The organism is Cupriavidus sp. DL-D2, assembly GCF_039710735.1.
GTDB lineage: Bacteria > Pseudomonadota > Gammaproteobacteria > Burkholderiales > Burkholderiaceae > Cupriavidus.
In genome coordinates, this window is sequence record NZ_JBDKXK010000067.1 from 1 (window position 1) to 19,250 (window position 19,250).

Sequence of the window (19,250 nt, forward strand, 5' to 3'; positions counted from 1 at the left end):
GCAAGCCTCTAGCTGTCCTGCACACAAAAAAACTGACAGGCCCCAGAACCTCCGGCCCTCTCCCCCAACCCCTCTCCCACTGCGCGGTAGAGGGGAGTAAAACGGCGTCGAGGTGCTAGGCCGCGTAAACCTTCCCCGCCTGCATCACCACCTCGATCTTTGCCTGCGGACCTGCCAGCACGCCGATGTCTTTCAGCGGATCGCCATCCACCACCAGTACGTCGGCAATCGCGCCGGCCTGGATCACGCCGAGTTCGCCTTCACGCTGCAGGATTTCCGCGGCAATCGACGTCGCCGAGCGCACGGCTTCCGCATTGCCGAGCAGTTCGGCGCGGATCAGGAATTCCTCGGACTGGTATTGATGCATCTCGCCCAGCAGGTCGGAGCCGTAGCCCATCTTCACACCGGCTTCGGCGTAGATGGCCAGCGAGTCGCGGCCGGCCTGACGCACGGTTTCGATCTTGGCCACGGAGTCGGGCGGCAGGCCCAGACGCGCACCATCACGCGCCAGGGCGTCGTAGGTGATCAGCGTCGGCACTACGAAAGCGCCATGCTCGCGCATCACGCGTGCCGCTGCGGCATCCACGAGGTTGCCGTGCTCGATGGTGCGCGCACCGCAACGCACGGCGCGGGTAATCGCGCGCGGCGTGTAGGCGTGGGCCATGACATAGGTCTGTGCAGCCTCGGCTTCGGCCACGATCGCACGGATCTCGTCCTCGCTGTACTGCGTATTGCCGATGGGATCGGTCGGCGATGCCACGCCGCCCGAGGCCATGATCTTGATCTGCGTGGCGCCCTTCTGGATTTCCTCGCGCACAGCCAGACGCACGGCGTCCACGCCATCCACCACGCGCGCAATCGCGCCGGCACGGAAGGCGCAGGAGCAGGGCTCCAGCGTATCGGAGCGCGGACGGAAATCGCCGTGGCCACCGGTCTGCGACAGGGCCTTGCCCGACGGGAAGATGCGCGGGCCGGGAATCAGCCCCGTGGCTACCGCCTGGGACAGGCCCCAGTCGGCGCCGCCCGCATCGCGTACGGTCGTGAACCCGCGTTCGAGCATGCTGCGCATGATCGGCATGGCGCGGAACGCCACGAGCACGTTGGGCTGCACGGCGTTGAGGCCGAGGTTGGCCAGCGAGGCCAGCACGTGGACGTGCAGGTCGATCAGGCCCGGCATCACGGTCTTGCCGGTGACGTCGATCACGCGGGCATTGGGCGCGTGGATGGCCGAGGCGGACACTTCGACGATGCGCTCGCCGTCAATCAGCACATCATGGCGCGGCAGCAGGGCGCCGCGCACGGGATCGAGGACGTTGCCGCCCTTGAGCAGGATCTGGGTCATGGTGTTACTTGTTCTGGAGATAGGCGGGCTCGCGCACCAGACGCGTGCCGAAGAAACTGATGGCAGCGGCGATCATCACGTAGAACGCCGGGGCCATCGTGCTGCCCGTGCTGGCAATCAGCCACGTGATGAAGAACGACGCGAAGCCGCCGAAGATCGTCACGGCGAGGTTGTACGACACCGACAGACCCGTGGACAGCACCTTGGCCGGGAACATTTCCGAGAACGCGGCCAGGATCGGGCCGGTGTACGCGGCAATCAGCACGCCGAAGACCAGCTGGAACACCAGCAACGTGGCAAGGCTCGGTGCCTGGTTGATGTAGACGAACATCGGCCATGCCAGTACGAAGATCAGCGCGGCAGCGCCCGACAGGAAGCGGCGACGGCCATAGCGGTCAGCCAGCATGCCCACGATGGGCGCGAACACCAGGATGGCCAGGCCGCCCGCCATGCCGGCGATGAAGCCGGTGGACTGCGGCACCTTCAGCACCTTCACCGAGTAGGTCGGCATGTAGAACAACAGCACGTAGGTGCAGACCGTCCACAGGATCACCATCGAGAAGCTGGCGGCGGTCTGGCGCGGATAGTCGCGCAGCACTTCGGTCAGCGGCGAATCGGTCTTGTCGGTCGTGGCCTGGAACGTCGGCGTTTCGTCGAGGTTGTGGCGGATATAGAAGCCAACCGGTCCGATGATCATGCCGATCAGGAACGGCAGGCGCCAGCCCCAGCTGTTCAGCGCTTCGGCACTCAGCGTGGACGTGACGAACGTGCCCACCGCAGCGCCCAGCAACACGGCCACGCCGATGCTCGCCTGGATCCAGCTCGAGTAGTAGGCGCGCTGCTTCTCCGGCGCGTATTCGGTCAGGAATGCGGTAGCGCCGCCCATCTCGCCACCGGCAGAGAACCCCTGCATCAGACGCGCAATCACGATCAGCATCGGCGCGAACACACCGATCTGGTCATACGTCGGCGCGATGCCGATCAGCGTGGTGCCAGCCGCCATCAGCAGGATGGTCAGCGACAACGCTGCCTTGCGGCCCACGCGGTCTGCGTAGACACCGAGGATGATGCCGCCCACCGGACGCATGAAGAAGCCCACGCCGAACGTGGCCACGGCCAGCAACAGCGACGACAGGTCGTTACCCGTGGGAAAAAACAGTTTGGCGATGATCACGGCGAAGAAGCTGTACACCGTGAAGTCGAACCACTCGAGTCCGTTGCCGATCACCGTGGCGATGATGGCGCGGCGGCGTTGCGTGACCCCGACCTGGGGCCCCGTGTCCGCGTAGGCGGGGGCGCTGGCTTGCATGTCTCTCTCTTCCTTTGATAGCCCTCTGTCCAGCACCAGGATCGGACGGCTGGCAGGCTTCGGGCGATCTTAGGGGCGGCACCGTGACACGAAAAACGAATTCTGCGCATGCAGCCATGACGCCAGCGCATGGCTGGCCTGCGCGCGCCGCAGGCGAGGCCGCGTTTCCGTTTTGCAGATGCTACCGGCGCGGGTATCAAATCTACCGGCAAAACTACACCTGAGAGCGGTACCGAGTGATCATGAAGCAAAGTGACCTGAACCCTATTTGTTTCGCAACCTATTGAATATATGGGACAAATTTCGATGCAAGCGATGAGGGGCATGGGCTCCGCCTTATGCGGGCCTCGCATTTGCTACTAAGCTTGGTTGGGACTGTCCGGTTCGCGGGCAGTCTGACGTGTTCCATCTTCCATCTGTGAGGAGATCACGATGCAAAAGAAGACGTTGATTCCCGCTGTCCTGATCGCGCTAGGGATGCTGGCGGCGCCCATCGCGCAAGCCCAGCAACCGCAGCCGATGCCGGGACAACCCCAGCCGTCCGGTCCGCGACCGATGCCCGCACCGGGCCAGGCCGGCGCGATGCCGCCGAATGCACAGCCAATGCCGCCCGCGAGCGGCGGAAGAAGCCCGGGCATGACGCCAGGCATGCGCGGCGGTCCGGGCCAGGGCATGCAGGACCCCGGCATGCGGCAAGGCATGCCGCAGCCCTCCGGCAACATGCCAATGGGCGCGCAGTCGCCGTACACCCCCAAGACCTGGCAGAAGGGCGACAAGCTGCCAACCGAGTTTCGGGATCGTCAGTACGTGATCGACAAGTACAAGGACTACAACCTGCCCGCGCCGAGAAAGGGTCATCACTGGGTAGGCGTGGGAGCGGATTACTACCAGGTATCGTCGAATGGGACGATCTATTCGGTGGGGCCGAATTGATAGGGCCTGCGCCATGCGGATGACGCCGGGAGACGGGCGCGTTTTCGAGGCGCCAAGTCAAAACGCGCCGTGGATGTCACGGCGCGTTTTTTTGTTGTTTGCTGCGGAGTTTCAATCAGGCAGCGCTTCGTAAGTCACCAGGAACACCTGGTCGTCCCCCGCGCTGACCGACAGCCAGACGATTTCCAGATCCGGGAAGGCCGCTTCGACATACGCGCGTTCGTTACCAATTTCCACTACCAGCGCGCCGCCCGGGTTAAGGCGCTTCTTGGCGCCCGCGACGATGCGGCGCACGATGTCCATTCCGTCGTCGCCGCCGGCCAGCGCAATGCGCGGTTCGGCCTGGTATTCGGCAGGCAGTTCGCGCATCGACTGTTCGTTGACGTAAGGCGGGTTGGTCAGGATCACGTCATAGGTGGCGCCCGACGGCAGCGGCGCGTAAAGATCGCCCTCGTACAGCGAGATGCGGCCTTCCATCTTGTAGTCGGACACATTGCGGCGGGCCACTGCCAGCGCATCGGGAGAGATGTCCACCGCGTCGATCTTCGCGTTCGGCCAGACGTGTGCAGCGATGATCGGCAGGCAGCCGGAACCCGTGCAGAGTTCGAGCACGGGGCCGATCTTTTCGATATCACCGATCCACGGCTCCAGCCCGTCATGCAGCAGTTCGCCGACAAAGCTGCGCGGCACGATCACGCGGGAATCCACGTAGAAGCGCAGGCCATGCATGAACGCTTCGTGCGTGATGTAGGCGGCCGGAACGCGTTCGGTCACGCGGCGGTCGATGACCTTGAGCACCGCATCCACTTCCTCGGGCAGCAGGCGTGCATCGAGGAAGGGGTCGAGGGTGTCCAGCGGCAAGTTCAGCGTATGCAGCACCAGGTAGGCGGCTTCGTCGTAGGCGTTGGCACTGCCGTGTCCAAAGGACAGCCGGGCGGCCGTGAAGCGTGAGACGGCCAGGCGCAGCAGGTCGCGCACGGTTTGCAGGGGGGAAGTCGTAGCCATGGTGTCAGCAGTAATGATGGGTGAGGCTCAGGCGATCAGGCGTTCCAGCACGCCACGGTAGACGTTCTTGAGCGGCTCGATAAAGCGCACTTCCACGTGTTCGTCGATCTTGTGGATGCTGGCATTCGGCGGACCGAACTCGATGACCTGCGGGCAGATCTTGGCGATGAAACGGCCGTCCGACGTACCGCCCGTGGTCGACAGTTCGGTGGTCACGCCCATCTCGGCCGAGATCGCTGCCGACAGCGCATCGGACAGATCGCCGCGCGGCGTCAGGAACGGCTCGCCGCCCAGCGTCCAGTCCAGCGTGTATTCGAGCCCATGCTGATCGAGGATGGCGTGCACGCGGGATTTCAGTTGCTCAGGCGTGCTCGCCGTCGAGAAACGGAAATTGAAATCGATCGTCACATGGCCCGGAATCACGTTCGTGGCGCCCGTGCCGGCGTGGATGTTCGACATCTGCCACGTGGTCGGCGGGAAGTACTCGTTGCCCTGGTCCCAGGTCTCGGCCACCAGCGCGGTCAGTGCCGGCGCAGCCTGATGGATCGGGTTGCGTGCCAGGTGCGGATACGCGATATGGCCCTGCACGCCCTGGATGGTGAGCTTGCCCGACAGCGACCCGCGACGGCCATTCTTCACCATGTCGCCGAGCGTATCGACCGAAGTCGGCTCGCCGATCACGCAATAGTCGAGACGCTCGCCGCGCGCCTTCAGCGCTTCCACCACCTTGACGGTGCCGTCGTGCGCCGGGCCTTCCTCGTCGCTGGTGATCAGGAAGGCGATGGAGCCTGCGTGATCGGGATGCCTGGCGACGAATTCCTCGCAGGCCACCACGAAGCCGGCAATCGACGTCTTCATGTCTGCGGCGCCCCGGCCATAGAGCTTGCCGTCACGGTGGGTCGGCTCGAACGGATCGGACGACCATTGCTCGACCGGACCCGTCGGCACCACATCGGTATGCCCGGCGAAGACCAGCAGCTTGCCTGCCGTGCCCTGCGTGCCGCGCTTGACCGCCCAGAGGTTGGTCACGCGAAACGAGTCGGGGCCGCTGACGAGGTTCTCGCAGGTGAAGCCAATCGCTTTCAGGCGCGTTTCGAGCACGGCCTGGCAGCCTTCGTCGGCGGGGGTGACCGAGCGGCGGCGCATCAGGTCTTCGGTCAGGGCAAGGGTCGGATTCATGGTGTCTACAGAAAACTTCAGAACAGCGAGGCGTAGTTGTCAGCGGAGAAACCCACACTGACCTTGCCGTCGCGATCCAGTACGGGGCGCTTGATCAGCGACGGGCTGGCCTGCATCAGCGCAATGGCACCGGCTTCGCTCTCTGCCTTGGCCTTGTCGGCGTCGGACAGGGCGCGATACGTCGTGCCTTTCTTGTTCAGCAAGGTCGCCAGCGGCACATGCTTGAGCCAGGCGCGCAGCATCTTTTCATCGACGCCTTGCTTCTTGAAATCGTGGAACGTGAAATCAACCCCGTTCGAATCCAGCCACGTACGGGCCTTCTTGACGGTGTCGCAATTCGGAATGCCGTAGAGCAGGACGGTCATGGTGTCGGGGCTCCGAAAATCAACGGAACAGCAGGTTAAGGGCAATCACGAGCCCGCCCAGGCCCAGCGCCACGCCGGCCATGGCCACGCCCGTCATCAGGCGCAGGCGCCGATCCAGGCGCGCTGCCTCTTTCCGCAGGGCCTCGATGGTGATGGCGTGCTGCTCGGCCAGCATCTTGACGGCCTCGGCCTGCTGCATGGCAACGGCTTCCAGCTCGGCGATGCGGGCTGCGGCGTCGCGCGGCTCGGCAGCTTCGGCAGATTCAGATGGCGCGCCGTCTTCCTTGCGCTTGCCTTTCTTGAACCGGTCGATGGTCTTGTTGGCCTGTTCGAGAATGGTGGGGAGCAGGGAGAGCACGGTGCTGACGGTGGCGGGGTCGAGGGCCATGAGTCGCTTGCGGAGGGATGGCATCGGCGGGGCTTGCAGCGCCGCCGGCGGGGCCAGCGGCTCAGACAACAAACGGCGTGAACTGCGTGACGGCAGTGGGCGATCAGTCGCCGCGCAGCAGATCGTTCAGGCTGGTCTTTGCGCGGGTTTGCGCGTCCACCTTCTTCACGATCACGGCGCAGTACAGGCTGTACTTGCCATCCTTCGACGGCAGGTTGCCAGCGACCACGACCGAGCCGGCCGGCACGCGGCCATAGTGGATCTCGCCCGTTTCACGATCATAGATCTTGGTCGACTGGCCCAGGTACACGCCCATCGAGATCACCGAATTTTCTTCGACGATCACGCCTTCCACCACTTCCGAACGCGCGCCGATGAAGCAGTTGTCCTCGATGATGACCGGGTTGGCCTGCAGCGGCTCCAGCACGCCGCCGATGCCCACGCCACCCGACAGGTGAACGTTCTTGCCGATCTGGGCGCACGAACCGACGGTGGCCCACGTGTCGACCATCGTGCCTTCATCCACATAGGCGCCGATGTTCACGTACGACGGCATCAGCACGGCGTTCTTGGCGATGAACGAACCACGGCGGGCCACGGCCGGCGGCACCACGCGGAAACCGGCGCGGGCGAAGTCTTCCTGCGACCAGTTGGCGAACTTGGTCGGCACCTTGTCGTAGAACTGGGCGAAGCCGCCAGCGCTCATCGGCGCGTTGTCTTCCAGACGGAACGACAGCAGTACGGCCTTCTTGACCCACTGGTTGACGATCCATTCGCTACCCTGCTTCTCGGCCACGCGCAGCGTGCCGGCGTCCAGTTGCGAAATCACGTTGGCCACGCCTTCACGGATATCGTTCGGGGCGGACTTCGGGCTCAGGCTGGTGCGGTCTTCCCAGGCTTGATCGATCAGGGCTTGCAGCGCTTGCGTCATGATGTGTGTTCTCGATTTGATAGGTGAAAGGAATGCGGCGCCGGCAACGTTTGCCCCGGCGCCGGGGCGTTCAATCGGTGATGCGGTAGAACGTACTGCGCCGGCTCAGGCCAGCGACTTGCAGAATTCAACGATCCGGCGCGCACCTTCGACGCATTCGTCAGGCGTGGCAACCAGCGCCATGCGCACCCGGTTCTGGCCCGGATTCACACCATGCGCCTCACGGGCAAGATAGCTCCCGGGCAGGACCGCCACGTTCTGCTCGGCCAGCAAGCGCACCGCGAACTCGGTGTCGGAGAGGCCAGTGCGGGAGATATCGGCCCACAGGTAGAACGCGGCATCCGGCAGGGCCACGTCCATCACTTCGGCCAGCATCGGCGTGACTTCGGCAAACTTCTTCACGTAAGCGGCGCGGTTCTCGCGCACATGCGCTTCGTCATCCCATGCGGCCACGCTGGCGGCCTGTACAGCGGGGTTCAGCGCCGCGCCATGGTAGGTGCGGTACAGCAGGAATTTCTTGAGGATTGCAGCATCGCCGGCCACGAAGCCAGAGCGCAGGCCCGGCACGTTCGAACGCTTGGACAGGCTCGAGAACATCACGAGCCGCTCGAAGCCGCGTCCGAGCTTGTGGGCAGCTTCCAGCGCGCCCAGCGGCGGGTTGGCTTCGTCGAAATAGATCTCGGAGTAGCACTCGTCCGAGGCAATCACGAAGCCATATTGATCGGACAGGGCGAACAGGCGCTTCCAGTCATCGAGCGACAGCACGGCACCTGTGGGATTGCCGGGCGAGCAGACGTACAGCAGTTGCACCTTCGGCCAGACATCGGCATCGACCTGGTCGAAGTCAGGCGCGAAGTTGCGCGCCGGATCGCTGTTGGCGAATACCGGCCGCGCCCCGGCCAGCAGGGCCGCGCCTTCGTAAATCTGATAGAACGGGTTCGGGCACACCACCAGCGGATCGGGTTGGCTGGCATCGATCACGGTCTGGGCGAAGGCAAACAGTGCTTCGCGCGAACCGCTGACCGGCAGCACCTCGGTGGCCGCATCGACCTTCGGCAACCCGTAGCGGCGCTCCAGCCAGCCGGCGATGGTCTTGCGCAGCGCTTCGGTACCTGCCGTGGCCGGATAGACGGCGAGACCGGACAGGGAGGCCGTCATCGCGTCCTTGATGAACTGCGGCGTCGGGTGCCGGGGTTCGCCAATGCCAAAACTGATCGCCGGCTTGTCGGCGGGTTTCACATCGGCCACCAGCACGCGCAATTTCTCGAAAGGATAGGTCTGGAGCAGGTCGAGGCGCGGATTCACGGTGGCAGGCGATGGGGCGGTGGAAACGCAGCATTATAAAGGAATGCCGCCCGCCGCCGTAGTGGCGTCCGGCGGTGACGCGTCGGGCCCTCGCCGGACCTGGCCGGCCCGCATGGCGCTGCTCAATACAGCATCACCCGCGACACCATCGCCACGATCGGACGGCGGACCAGATCCTCGAAGCGGGCGTGCAGGTGCAGCGGCCGCAACAGCATGCGCACGGTCATCTCGATGGGCAGGTGACGGCGGACCACCGCGCTGCAGCGGGAGTTAAGGGCGCGGACCTCGCGCTCCGCCACGTCTTCGCGGCCTTGTTCGATACGCAGCACATTGCGCAGGGCGATCTCGGCATCCTCGTTCTTGATTTCGAGAAGGCGGCGCGCCAACGCGACGAACACCTTGCGGCGTCCGAGTTGCTCCCGTTCACGCAAGGTATTGAAATAGCGGAAGAAATACTTGTAGTGCCGGACTTCGTCGTTGGCGATGCGATGGCTCAGGTCGCGCAACACCGGCTCAGCGCTGGCCTGTTCGAGGGCGCGATAGTACGTGGCCGTGCCGGTTTCCACCACGCAGCGAGCGGCCATTTCCAATGCCTGCGAAGGTTCGAAGTTATCGATCGAGCAGGTCTTGTTGTATTCGGCGAAGAATCGGTCATAGCCGCGCTGCCAGTCGAACTCGGGCCAGACATGGGCCACGTAACGGCGCAATGCCAGGCCATGCTGCAGTTCCTCCGATTCCCAGTGTTGCGCCAGCCACGCGGCGGCGTCGGGCACATCGGCGAAATACGTGGAGAGATTGCTGGCGTAGGTATCAGACCCGCTTTCGATGAAGGAAGCGGCGGTGAGCAGGTAGAACAATGTGCGATTGTCGCGCACGCTGGCGATATCGATCGATGCGTAGTCGATGTCGGCCAAAGACCAGGACAGTTCAGCCGGCGGCGGCGCCGGTTGCGGTACGGTCATGCTCGAATCCTCCAGGCTGCTGCAATGGACTTCAGCTGCAGCCGCCACGGCGCCAGGCAGGAACCGGGGGCGGCGGGAAATGCGCTCGACCCGAAGGACTCCGGGATCACGCGGGCATTTTGGGAGACTAGCACTAACCCTAGGAAGTTTCAGTCGCCAATCGGACTGTGACATTTCTGCGAATCCCGTCGCGAGGCTCGAAAAAGCTTGCAACATGGTGGGTAAGTCACGGAAAGAGAACAGTTTTCTGTCTCGTCAAGACGATGTTGAGGGGTGTGCGCAACGGGCGATAAAGCGGCCGGCGAGCGGTTTGGCGATGGTATGATTAGCCCCAATCTAGCGGGTGCAGCAGGCTATTTGCGGTGAAGACGTTACTTCCGCCGCGGCATTAGCACTGGCCCGGCATTCCATTCCGTATCGCCCAAACCACACGACAACCGTGCGACTGTCCTCGATAAAACTGGCGGGCTTCAAGTCCTTCGTCGATCCCACCAATTTCCAAGTGCCTGGCCAGCTGGTGGGCATCGTAGGTCCCAACGGCTGCGGCAAATCCAATATCATCGATGCGGTGCGCTGGGTGCTCGGCGAATCACGCGCATCGGAGCTGCGTGGCGAATCCATGCAGGACGTGATCTTCAACGGCTCCACGGCGCGCAAGCAGGCGGGCCGCGCCAGTGTCGAACTGGTATTCGACAACGCCGAGGGCCGCGCTGCCGGCCAGTGGAGCCAATATGCCGAAGTGGCCGTCAAGCGCGTGCTGACGCGCGATGGCACGTCTTCCTACTACATCAACAACCAGCCGGTCCGACGCAAGGACATCCAGGATATCTTCCTGGGCACCGGTCTGGGTCCACGCGCCTACGCCATCATCGGGCAGGGCATGATCTCGCGGATCATCGAGGCCAAGCCCGATGACATGCGGATTTTCCTGGAGGAAGCCGCGGGCGTATCCAAGTACAAGGAGCGCCGCCGAGAGACCGAGAATCGTCTTGGCGATACGCGCGAGAACCTGACACGCGTCGAGGACATCCTGCGCGAGCTGGGCAGCAACCTCGACAAGCTCGAAGGCCAGGCCGAAGTGGCACAGCGCTTCAAGCAGCTGCAATCCGAAGGCGAAGAGAAGCAGCACCTGCTGTGGCTGCTGCGCAAGCGCGAGGCACAGGCCGAGCAGGAACGCCACGCCCGCGCCATCGACCAGGCGCAGATCGATCTCGAAGCCCAGACCGCACAACTGCGCCATGTCGAGGCGGAACTCGAAACCATGCGCGCGGCCCACTACGCGGCGTCGGATGGCATGCATGTGGCACAGGGTGCGCTCTACGAGGCCAATGCCGAAGTCAGCAAGCTCGAAGCCGAGATTCGCTATGTCGTGGAATCGCGCAACCGTCTGCAGGCGCAGATCGCCGCGCTGAGTACGCAGCGCGAACAATGGCAGGGCAAGGCAGACCAGGCTGGTGAAGAGATCGCCCAGGCCGAGGAAGACCTGGCGCTGTCCGAGGCCCGCACGATCGAGGCGCAGGAAACCGTGGCGCAGAAGAGCGACGAACTGCCGACGCTCGAAGCGCAATGGCGCGACGCGCAGCAGAAGCTCAATGACCAGCGCAGCGGCATCATGCAGGCCGAGCAGGCGTTGAAGCTCGAAGCCGCGCACCAGCGCAACGCCAACCAGATGCTGCAGCAACTGGAGCAACGCCGCGAACGGTTGCAAGGCGAAGAAAAGGGCCTGGATCGCCCGGATGAAGTGCGGCTCGAAGAGTTGCGCATGGATCTGGCCGAGCAGGAAGCCACGCTTGAGGAAGCACAGGGCACGCTCGGTGACGCCGAGGAGTCCGTGCCGCGCCTCGATGCCGAGCGCCGTGCCGCGCAGGAGCGTGTGCAGAGCGAGGCCGCTGCGATTGCCTCGCTGGACGCACGGCTGTCTGCGCTGCGCCAGCTTCAGGAGAACGTGCAGACCGATGGCAAGGTGCAGCCGTGGCTGGAGCGCCATGGCCTGGCCGAACTGCCGCGTCTGTGGAAGAAGGTTCATATCGAGCCGGGCTGGGAAAACGCGCTGGAATCGGTGCTGCGCGAGAAGCTGGCCGCGCTCGAAGTCTCGAATCTCGACTGGGTGAAGGGTTTCCTTGGTGATGCCCCGCCCGCCAAGCTCGCGTTCTACGCACCGCCGGCCGCCGCGCGTCCCGTGGAAGCGCCTGCCGGGCTGCGTCCGCTGATGTCGCTCGTGCAGATCACCGAGCCGGGCATTCGTGCGGTGATGCAGGACTGGCTGGCCGATGTGTTCACGGCCACCGATATGTCGCAGGCCCTCGCCGCGCGCAATTCGCTGCCGGAAGGCGCGCAGTTCGTGGTGGCGGAAGGCCATCTGATCGGCCGCAATGCGATTCAGATCTACGCGGCGGATTCGGAACAGGCCGGCATGCTGGCCCGCGAGCAGGAAATCGAGAACCTGCAGAAACAGTCGCGCGCCCAGATGCTGCTGTCCGATGAAGCGAAGTCTCAATCGGTCCGCGCCGAAACCGCTTACACGCACGGCAGCACGCAACTGATCGAAGCCCGCGCGCGCGCCGAACAGGCCACGCGCCGCGTGCACGCACTGCAGATGGATGTGCTCAAGCTGTCGCAGGCCATGGAGCGATTCTCGGCGCGTAGCAACCAGATCCGCGAGGAACTGCACGAAATCGACGGGCAGATCGAGGAACAACGTGCCATCCGCGCCGAGTCCGAGGCGAGCTTCGAGCAACACGACACGCAACTGGCCGAGTTGCAGGCTTCGCACGAAGACCAGCAGATGGCCTTCGATGCGCTGGATGCCAAGCTGACCGGTGCCCGCCAGCAGTTGCGCGATCTCGAACGCGCCGCACAGGAAGCCACGTTCGCCGAACGTAATCTGGCTGGCCGCATCGACGAACTGCGCCGCAATATCCAGATGGCGGCCGACCAGAGCGAGCGCATTGCGGAATCCCTGGAGAACGCGCGCGCCGAACTCGAAACGATCAACGAGCAGACCGCCAACACGGGCCTGCACGAGGCGCTGGAAATCCGCTCCGAGAAGGAGCAGAAGCTGTCGGCCGCGCGTATCGAACTCGATGCGCTGTCTGCGCAGTTGCGCCAGTTCGACGAGCAGCGTCTGGCCGCCGAGCGCAGCTTGCAGCCGCTGCGCGACCGCATCACCGAATGCCAGCTCAAGGAGCAGGCCGCGCGCCTGAATCAGGAGCAGTTCACCGAGCAACTGGCCACGGCCGAAGTGGATGAAACCACGTTGGCCGAGAAGCTGACCGGCGACATGAAGCCGTCGTACCTGCAAGGGGAAGTCACACGGCTGAATAACCTGATCAACGGGCTTGGGCCGGTCAACATGGCCGCGCTCGATGAACTGGCTGCCGCGCGCGAGCGCAAGACCTTCCTCGATGCGCAATCGGCGGATTTGCTGGACGCGATCACGACGCTCGAGGACGCGATCAACAAGATCGACCAGGAAACGCGTGCGCTGTTGCAAGGCACGTTCGACCAGGTCAACCATCATTTCGGCGAACTGTTCCCGGCGCTGTTCGGTGGCGGCCAGGCGCGCCTGATCATGACCGGCGAGGAAATCCTCGATGCCGGCGTCCAGGTGATGGCCCAGCCTCCGGGCAAGAAGAATTCGACGATTCACCTGCTGTCCGGTGGCGAAAAGGCACTGACCGCGATTGCACTGGTGTTCGCGATGTTCCAGCTGAACCCGGCGCCGTTCTGCCTGCTGGACGAGGTGGACGCGCCGCTCGACGATGCCAATACCGAGCGCTACGCCAACATGGTGGCGCGCATGTCAGACAAGACTCAATTCGTGTTTATTTCCCACAACAAGATTGCGATGGAGATGGCCCACCAACTGATTGGCGTGACGATGCAGGAGCAAGGCGTCTCGCGGATCGTGGCAGTGGATATGGATGCAGCCGTATCGATGGCGGAGGCCGCTTAAGATGGAACTGCAGAACGCACTGATCATTGCGGGTGTTGTATTGCTCCTGCTGCTGGTGGCCTATAACCGCTGGCAGATCCACAAGGCACGCCGTGTCCGGCCGCTGATGCCCGAAGACGATCTGCCGCCGATGCGCGAGCCGGTCGTCAGCAAGACCACGCATCCCGAGACGCAGGCCAAGCTCAAGGAATCGGCGCCCGAGCACATCGCGCGCCGCGAGCCGACGTTTGGCGAGGCAAGCGGGGCGTCGCAGCGCGATGAAATCGACGATCCGGCTGATGTGGCCGTTGCCACGGCGGCCGCGCAGTCTGCGGCACGTACCGCCGATGCCGACGAAATCGTTGCCGATGAAGTGGCCGTGGCCGCTGCACCGTCGGCGGTGCACGATGCGGCGGAAGTGACTGACGCGGCCGAGATGGACGAACGGGAGCCAGCGACCGAAGTCAGCACGAAGCCTGCCGCAACCCACGCAGCGGCTGCGCAACCCGCTCCGGCTGTCATGGACGGCCAGCCCACGCCGGCCGTGATCGATCCGCTGGTGGACTGCATCGTGCCGATGCATCTGGAGCGCAAGGCATCCGGCGACCGTATCCTGCCGCTGACGGGCCGTCTGCGTCGCGCAGGCACCAAGCAGGTCCATATCGAAGGCTTGCGCGTCGAGGCCAATGCCTGGGAGCCGGTGACCGCCGGCCATCAGTACGAGGATCTGCAGGTGGCCGTGCAACTGGCCAACCGCAGTGGCCCGCTCAACGCGCTGGAATTCTCGGAATTCGTGAACGCCGTGGAGGCGCTGGCCGAATCGCTCGACGCTTCCGCCGATCTGCCGGACATGACCGAGACTGTTGCCAACGCGCGCGAACTCGACGGGTTTGCGGCCGGTGCCGATGTCCAGTTGGGCGTCAATGTGATTTCCGATGGCGCGCCGTGGTCGGCCGCGTACGTGCAGAGCGTGGCCACGCAGGACGGCCTGGTGCTGTCGCGCGATGGCACCCGCTTCATCCGCTACGAGCCCGGTGCGGACGGCGTGCAGAAGCCGCTCTTCACGCTGCAGTTTGGCGAGACCAACTTCCTGCGCGACGACCTGACGCTGAACGCGGGCCGCCAGATCACGCTGTTGCTCGACGTGCCGCAGGCATCCCATGCAATCAAGCCATTCAAGACGGTTTGCGAGTATGGGTATAGCCTCGCGCAGCGCATGGGCGCGCAACTGGTGGACGACAATATGCGTCCGCTGACCGAGGCATCGTTCGTGGCTATCTTCAATCAGCTCGAAAAGCTGTACGAGAAGCTCGAAGCGCGCGGCATGCCCGCCGGGTCTCCCGTGGCCACGCGCCTGTTCAGCCTGTAACCGGAGCCGACAATGACCGCCACGTCCCCGGGCGCGAAGGCTTCGGCCTCCGCGCCGGCTGCTGCATTGCCTGCCGATGCGACACCTGCTCAGCGCGTGCATTGGCTGCGCGACGAACTGGATCGTCATAGCTACCAGTATTACGTGCTCGACGCGCCCACGATTCCCGATGCGGATTACGACGCGCTGTTCAGCGAACTCCAGGCACTTGAAACCGAACATCCCGACCTGCTGACGGACGATTCGCCCACCCAGCGCGTGGGCGGTGCGCCGCTCTCGGCATTCGATTCCGTGCGCCATCGGGTGCCGATGCTGTCGCTGAACAACGGCTTCGAAGACGAGGATGTCGTCAGTTTCGACCGCCGTTGTGCGCAAGGCCTTGGCAAGACGGCCGTGACCGTGCCTGCCGATGACCTGTTCGGCAAGGCCGACGCCGAAGACAACGCCGTCGAGTACTCCTGCGAACTCAAGTTCGACGGACTGGCGATGTCATTGCGCTACGAGGACGGCAAGCTCGTGCAGGCTGCGACGCGGGGCGACGGCGAGACCGGCGAGGACGTGACGGCCAATGTGCGGACCATCAAGGCGATTCCGCTGAAGCTGCGCGGCAAGGCGCCCGCCGTACTCGAGGTGCGCGGCGAGGTCTTCATGTATCGCGCCGATTTCGACAAGCTCAACGCGCGCCAGGCGGAAGCAGAGGAGAAGACGTTTGTCAATCCACGCAATGCGGCGGCGGGCAGCCTGCGGCAGCTTGATCCGCGCATTACCGCAAAACGTCCGCTGTCGTTCTTCGCTTACGGGCTGGGCGAACTGCAAGGTGCAGATCGTCCGCCTACGCACAGCGTGATGCTTGAGGGTTTTGCCAATCTCGGTCTGCCAGTCTGCAGCGAGCACCGCGTAGTGAGGGGGGCAGAGGGCTTGCTGTCTTTCTATCGCGATATCGGCGAGCGCCGTGACCAGTTGCCGTACGACATCGACGGCGTGGTCTACAAGGTCAACGCCATTCCTGAACAGGAACAGCTGGGCTTTGTCTCGCGCGCGCCGCGCTTCGCGCTTGCGCACAAGTTTCCTGCGCAGGAGATGACTACCACGGTGGAAGACATCGAAGTGCAGGTTGGCCGCACGGGCGCGATCACGCCCGTGGCGCGACTGGCGCCGGTGTTCGTCGGCGGAGTGACCGTGACCAACGCCACGCTGCACAACGAGGACGAGATCCGCCGCAAGGACGTGCATATCGGCGATACCGTGATCGTCCGTCGCGCTGGCGATGTCATTCCCGAAGTTGTGGCCGTGGTGCTGGAGCGCCGACCCACCGATGCCCGCGCGTTCGTCATGCCGATGGCTTGCCCCGTATGCGGCTCGCATGTGGAAAAGCTCGAAGGTGAGGTCATTGCGCGTTGCACCGGTGGCCTGATCTGCGCCGCACAGCGCAAGCAGGCGCTGCTGCATTTTGCGCAGCGCCGCGCGATGGATATCGAAGGGCTGGGCGACAAGGTCGTGGAGCAACTGGTCGATCACGGCATCGTCCATACGCCAGCGGACCTGTACAAGCTCGGCGTCGCCAAGCTCGCGGCGCTGGACCGCATGGCCGACAAGTCGGCCTCGAATATCGTCGCTGCCATCGACAAGTCGCGCGAGACCACGCTGAACCGCTTCATCTTTGCGCTCGGCATCCGCCACGTAGGTGAGGCGACGGCGAAGGATCTGGCCAAGCACTTCGGCAAGCTCGATAACCTGCTGGCGGCCGATGAAGCCGCGTTGCTCGACGTGAATGACGTGGGCCCCGTTGTCGCACAATCCATCGCCAACTTTCTGGCCGAAGACCACAATGTCGAGGTCATCGAGCAACTGCGTGCGGCGGGCGTACACTGGGTCGAATCGGAGCCAGCGGCCCGCGCGGCACCGCTGCCATTGGCTGGCAAGACCATCGTGCTGACAGGTACGCTGCCGACGCTCTCGCGCGAGGAGGCAAAGGAAAGGCTCGAAGCCGCCGGCGCCAAGGTGGCCGGCTCGGTATCGAAGAAGACCGACTACGTGGTGGCCGGTGCCGAGGCGGGCAGCAAGCTCGAGAAAGCGCAGGCACTGAACGTGCCGGTGCTCGACGAGGACGGCATGCTCAAGCTGCTGGCCGAAGCCGGAGCAGCGGCATCTGACGCCGACAACAGCGGAGACGCACAATGATTCGCGAAATCCTAAAGATGGGCGATGCACGCCTGCTGCAACACGCGCGGCCCGTGACGCAATTCAATACGCCGGAGCTGCGGCTGCTGATCGATGACATGTTCGACACGATGGAACATGCCAACGGCGCCGGCCTGGCCGCGCCGCAGATCGGCGTGGACCTGCAGGTCGTGATTTTCGGGTTCGACCGCAATCCGCGATATCCGGATGCGCCGACGGTGCCGAAGACCGTGCTGATCAACCCGGTGCTGGAGATGCTGTCCGACGAGATGGAGGATGGGTGGGAGGGTTGCCTGTCCGTCCCGGGCATGCGCGGCGTGGTGCCGCGCCACGTGCGACTGCGCTATACGGGCTTCGACATGCAGGGCAACCCGATTGACCGCGTGGCGGAAGACTTCCATGCCCGCGTCGTCCAGCATGAATGCGATCACCTGATCGGTACGCTGTACCCGATGCGCATCAAGGATTTTTCGAAGTTTGGGTTTACGGAGATTCTGTTTCCGGAGTTGCCGGCGAATTACGACGATTGAGTGAAGCGTCGCCGCTTCGCTGGTTTGCTCCCCTCTCCCGCGAGCGGGAGAGGGGAGCAAACACTGAGAGAGTAAAACTCCCTCAGAACTTCTCGAACGCCCCCAGGAAGCGCCACTGCCCCACCGGCAGATCGCCCAGTGCGATGCGGCCCATGCGGACGCGCTTCAGCCCCACGACCCGCAGTCCCACCTGTTCGCACATCCGGCGAATCTGGCGCTTGCGGCCTTCGCGTAGCACGAAGCGCAACTGTTCCTCGTTCTGCCAACTGACCTTGGCTGGCTTTAGCACCACGCCGTCCAGTGACAGGCCGAAACGCAGGCGCTCAAGCATGTCCTCCGGGAACACCTTGCTGATATCGCGTTCCACCGGGCCTTCCGGCGATTCCCACACCACGCGGACCAGGTATTCCTTTTCGACATTCGAATCGTCACCGATCAGTGCGCGGGCGATGCGGCCGTCCTGCGTCAGCACGAGTAGACCGGTGGAGTCGATGTCGAGGCGGCCAGCCGGTGCCAGGTTCTTGCGCTGCCACGGTGCGAAGCGCTTGCGCGTGGGGTCGTTTTCCCACTGGTTTTCCGGGGCGAACAGCACGGCGGCAGGATCGTAGCCATCTTCGGCCTGGCCGGACACAAAGCCCACCGGCTTGTTCAGCAGCACCGTCACACGCTCGCCTTGTTCTGAGCGGGCTTCCTGCATGATCTCGATCGATGCATCGGGGCGGATGCGCGTGCCGAGTTCGGTCACCGGGTTGCCATCGACCAGCACCCAGCCGAGCGGAATCCACTCGTCGGCTTCACGACGCGAGCACAGGCCAAGTTCCGACATGCGCTTCGACAGCCGGACGAGTCCGTCTTCACGCGCTTCCACCGGCGCGGCTTCGCTACGCGGCGCAGGGCGATCCGAACGTTCGCTGCGTTCCGCACGGAACGGCCGCGCGCGATCCGAGTTATCGCTGAAGCGCCGCGACGGAGCGGTGCCCTGACGCGGTGCGCCGTCGTCGCGACGCGGACGTTGCGGCCGGTTGTCCTCACCAAAACGACGTGGGCGCTCGGCACGGTTGTCCTCGCCGAATTGGCGCGGGCGCTCGCTGCGATTCTCCCCTTCGAAACGACGCGGACGCTCGGGACGGTTCTCCCCTTCGACACGACGCGGACGCTCGGGCCTGGTCTCCCCTCCGAAAGGCCGCGGTCGCTCGGGTCGGTTGTCCCCGCCGCTAGGACGCGGTGGCTCGGGACGAGTCTCCCCGTCGAAACGACGCGGACGCTCCGGACGGTTCTCCCCTTCGAAACGACGCGGACGCTCGGGACGATTCTCACCTTCGAAACGACGCGGACGCTCCGGACGATTCTCCCCTTCGAAACGACGCGGACGCTCGGGACGATTCTCACCTTCGAAACGACGCGGACGCTCCGGCCGGTTCTCACCTTCAAAACGACGCGGACGTTCCGGACGATTCTCGCCTTCGAAGCGTCGCGGACGCTCGGTGCGGTTCTCGCCTTCAAAGCGGCGCGGACGT

Annotated in this window: 15 protein-coding genes; 5 read left to right on the forward strand and 10 right to left on the reverse strand. The window is 64.2% G+C overall.

The features are described 5' to 3' along the window. Positions 1 to 115: 115 nt before the first annotated feature. Positions 116 to 1,342 carry an amidohydrolase family protein gene (locus ABDB81_RS25680; RefSeq protein ID WP_137924578.1) on the reverse strand — a complete coding sequence of 409 codons (1,227 nt, stop codon included), beginning with the start codon at positions 1,340 to 1,342 and terminating at the stop codon, positions 116 to 118. Between the two features lie 4 nt (positions 1,343 to 1,346). Then, complete coding sequence (locus tag ABDB81_RS25685; RefSeq protein ID WP_137924579.1) at positions 1,347 to 2,651, reverse strand: MFS transporter; 1,305 nt, start codon at positions 2,649 to 2,651, stop codon at positions 1,347 to 1,349. Positions 2,652 to 3,083: 432 nt separating this feature from the next. Here ABDB81_RS25685 and ABDB81_RS25690 point away from each other — a divergent pair, with 432 nt between their 5' ends. Continuing rightward, complete coding sequence (locus ABDB81_RS25690) at positions 3,084 to 3,584, forward strand: RcnB family protein (RefSeq protein WP_346813955.1); 501 nt, start codon at positions 3,084 to 3,086, stop codon at positions 3,582 to 3,584. Positions 3,585 to 3,695: 111 nt separating this feature from the next. Here ABDB81_RS25690 and prmB read toward each other — a convergent pair whose 3' ends face one another. From prmB to ABDB81_RS25725, 7 genes are all read right to left on the reverse strand, one after another. Beyond that, on the reverse strand, positions 3,696 to 4,589 hold the full coding sequence (gene prmB / locus ABDB81_RS25695) for a 50S ribosomal protein L3 N(5)-glutamine methyltransferase (RefSeq protein WP_137924580.1): 894 nt from the start codon (positions 4,587 to 4,589) through the stop codon (positions 3,696 to 3,698). 27 nt (positions 4,590 to 4,616) lie between these two features. Further along, positions 4,617 to 5,768 carry a succinyl-diaminopimelate desuccinylase gene (gene dapE, locus ABDB81_RS25700; RefSeq protein WP_346813956.1) on the reverse strand — a complete coding sequence of 384 codons (1,152 nt, stop codon included), beginning with the start codon at positions 5,766 to 5,768 and terminating at the stop codon, positions 4,617 to 4,619. A 17-nt stretch (positions 5,769 to 5,785) separates the two neighbouring features. After that, a complete protein-coding gene (locus ABDB81_RS25705; protein WP_346813957.1) occupies positions 5,786 to 6,133 on the reverse strand; it encodes an arsenate reductase in 348 nt (115 codons plus the stop codon). Between the two features lie 19 nt (positions 6,134 to 6,152). After that, positions 6,153 to 6,521, reverse strand: a complete 369-nt coding sequence (locus ABDB81_RS25710; protein WP_237380107.1) for a hypothetical protein — start codon at positions 6,519 to 6,521, stop codon at positions 6,153 to 6,155. A gap of 103 nt (positions 6,522 to 6,624) precedes the next feature. Continuing rightward, a complete protein-coding gene (dapD, locus tag ABDB81_RS25715) occupies positions 6,625 to 7,452 on the reverse strand; it encodes a 2,3,4,5-tetrahydropyridine-2,6-dicarboxylate N-succinyltransferase (RefSeq protein WP_137924584.1) in 828 nt (275 codons plus the stop codon). Between the two features lie 105 nt (positions 7,453 to 7,557). Further along, complete coding sequence (gene dapC / locus ABDB81_RS25720; protein WP_137924585.1) at positions 7,558 to 8,757, reverse strand: succinyldiaminopimelate transaminase; 1,200 nt, start codon at positions 8,755 to 8,757, stop codon at positions 7,558 to 7,560. A gap of 122 nt (positions 8,758 to 8,879) precedes the next feature. Beyond that, a complete protein-coding gene (locus tag ABDB81_RS25725) occupies positions 8,880 to 9,719 on the reverse strand; it encodes a ferritin-like domain-containing protein (RefSeq protein WP_160472505.1) in 840 nt (279 codons plus the stop codon). 439 nt (positions 9,720 to 10,158) lie between these two features. Between ABDB81_RS25725 and smc the strand changes: the two genes are divergently transcribed. Genes smc through def form a run of 4 tightly spaced genes read left to right on the forward strand, consistent with a single transcriptional unit; the run spans position 10,159 to position 17,733 of the window. Beyond that, a complete protein-coding gene (smc, locus tag ABDB81_RS25730) occupies positions 10,159 to 13,674 on the forward strand; it encodes a chromosome segregation protein SMC (protein ID WP_346813958.1) in 3,516 nt (1,171 codons plus the stop codon). Position 13,675: 1 nt separating this feature from the next. Next, on the forward strand, positions 13,676 to 15,022 hold the full coding sequence (locus ABDB81_RS25735) for a cell division protein ZipA C-terminal FtsZ-binding domain-containing protein (RefSeq protein ID WP_137924588.1): 1,347 nt from the start codon (positions 13,676 to 13,678) through the stop codon (positions 15,020 to 15,022). 12 nt (positions 15,023 to 15,034) lie between these two features. Next, positions 15,035 to 17,203, forward strand: a complete 2,169-nt coding sequence (gene ligA, locus ABDB81_RS25740; protein WP_346813959.1) for an NAD-dependent DNA ligase LigA — start codon at positions 15,035 to 15,037, stop codon at positions 17,201 to 17,203. Further along, complete coding sequence (def, locus tag ABDB81_RS25745) at positions 17,200 to 17,733, forward strand: peptide deformylase (protein WP_160472502.1); 534 nt, start codon at positions 17,200 to 17,202, stop codon at positions 17,731 to 17,733. The genes ligA and def overlap by 4 nt, the downstream gene beginning before the upstream one ends. 82 nt (positions 17,734 to 17,815) lie before the next feature. Here def and ABDB81_RS25750 read toward each other — a convergent pair. Beyond that, the coding region (locus tag ABDB81_RS25750) for a pseudouridine synthase (protein WP_346813960.1) at positions 17,816 to 19,250 on the reverse strand (1,435 nt) is incomplete at its 5' end.

Bases quoted from the DNA above. Each gene is read 5' to 3' on its own strand.
- prmB (WP_137924580.1), bottom strand. From the start codon at position 4,589: ATGGCTACGACTTCCCCCCTGCAAACCGTGCGCGACCTGCTGCGCCTG.
- ligA (WP_346813959.1), top strand. From the start codon at position 15,035: ATGACCGCCACGTCCCCGGGCGCGAAGGCTTCGGCCTCCGCGCCGGCT.
- ABDB81_RS25705 (WP_346813957.1), bottom strand. From the start codon at position 6,133: ATGACCGTCCTGCTCTACGGCATTCCGAATTGCGACACCGTCAAGAAG.
- def (WP_160472502.1), top strand. From the start codon at position 17,200: ATGATTCGCGAAATCCTAAAGATGGGCGATGCACGCCTGCTGCAACAC.
- ABDB81_RS25690 (WP_346813955.1), top strand. From the start codon at position 3,084: ATGCAAAAGAAGACGTTGATTCCCGCTGTCCTGATCGCGCTAGGGATG.
- ABDB81_RS25685 (WP_137924579.1), bottom strand. From the start codon at position 2,651: ATGCAAGCCAGCGCCCCCGCCTACGCGGACACGGGGCCCCAGGTCGGG.
- ABDB81_RS25735 (WP_137924588.1), top strand. From the start codon at position 13,676: ATGGAACTGCAGAACGCACTGATCATTGCGGGTGTTGTATTGCTCCTG.
- dapE (WP_346813956.1), bottom strand. From the start codon at position 5,768: ATGAATCCGACCCTTGCCCTGACCGAAGACCTGATGCGCCGCCGCTCG.
- ABDB81_RS25680 (WP_137924578.1), bottom strand. From the start codon at position 1,342: ATGACCCAGATCCTGCTCAAGGGCGGCAACGTCCTCGATCCCGTGCGC.
- ABDB81_RS25725 (WP_160472505.1), bottom strand. From the start codon at position 9,719: ATGACCGTACCGCAACCGGCGCCGCCGCCGGCTGAACTGTCCTGGTCT.
- dapD (WP_137924584.1), bottom strand. From the start codon at position 7,452: ATGACGCAAGCGCTGCAAGCCCTGATCGATCAAGCCTGGGAAGACCGC.
- ABDB81_RS25710 (WP_237380107.1), bottom strand. From the start codon at position 6,521: ATGGCCCTCGACCCCGCCACCGTCAGCACCGTGCTCTCCCTGCTCCCC.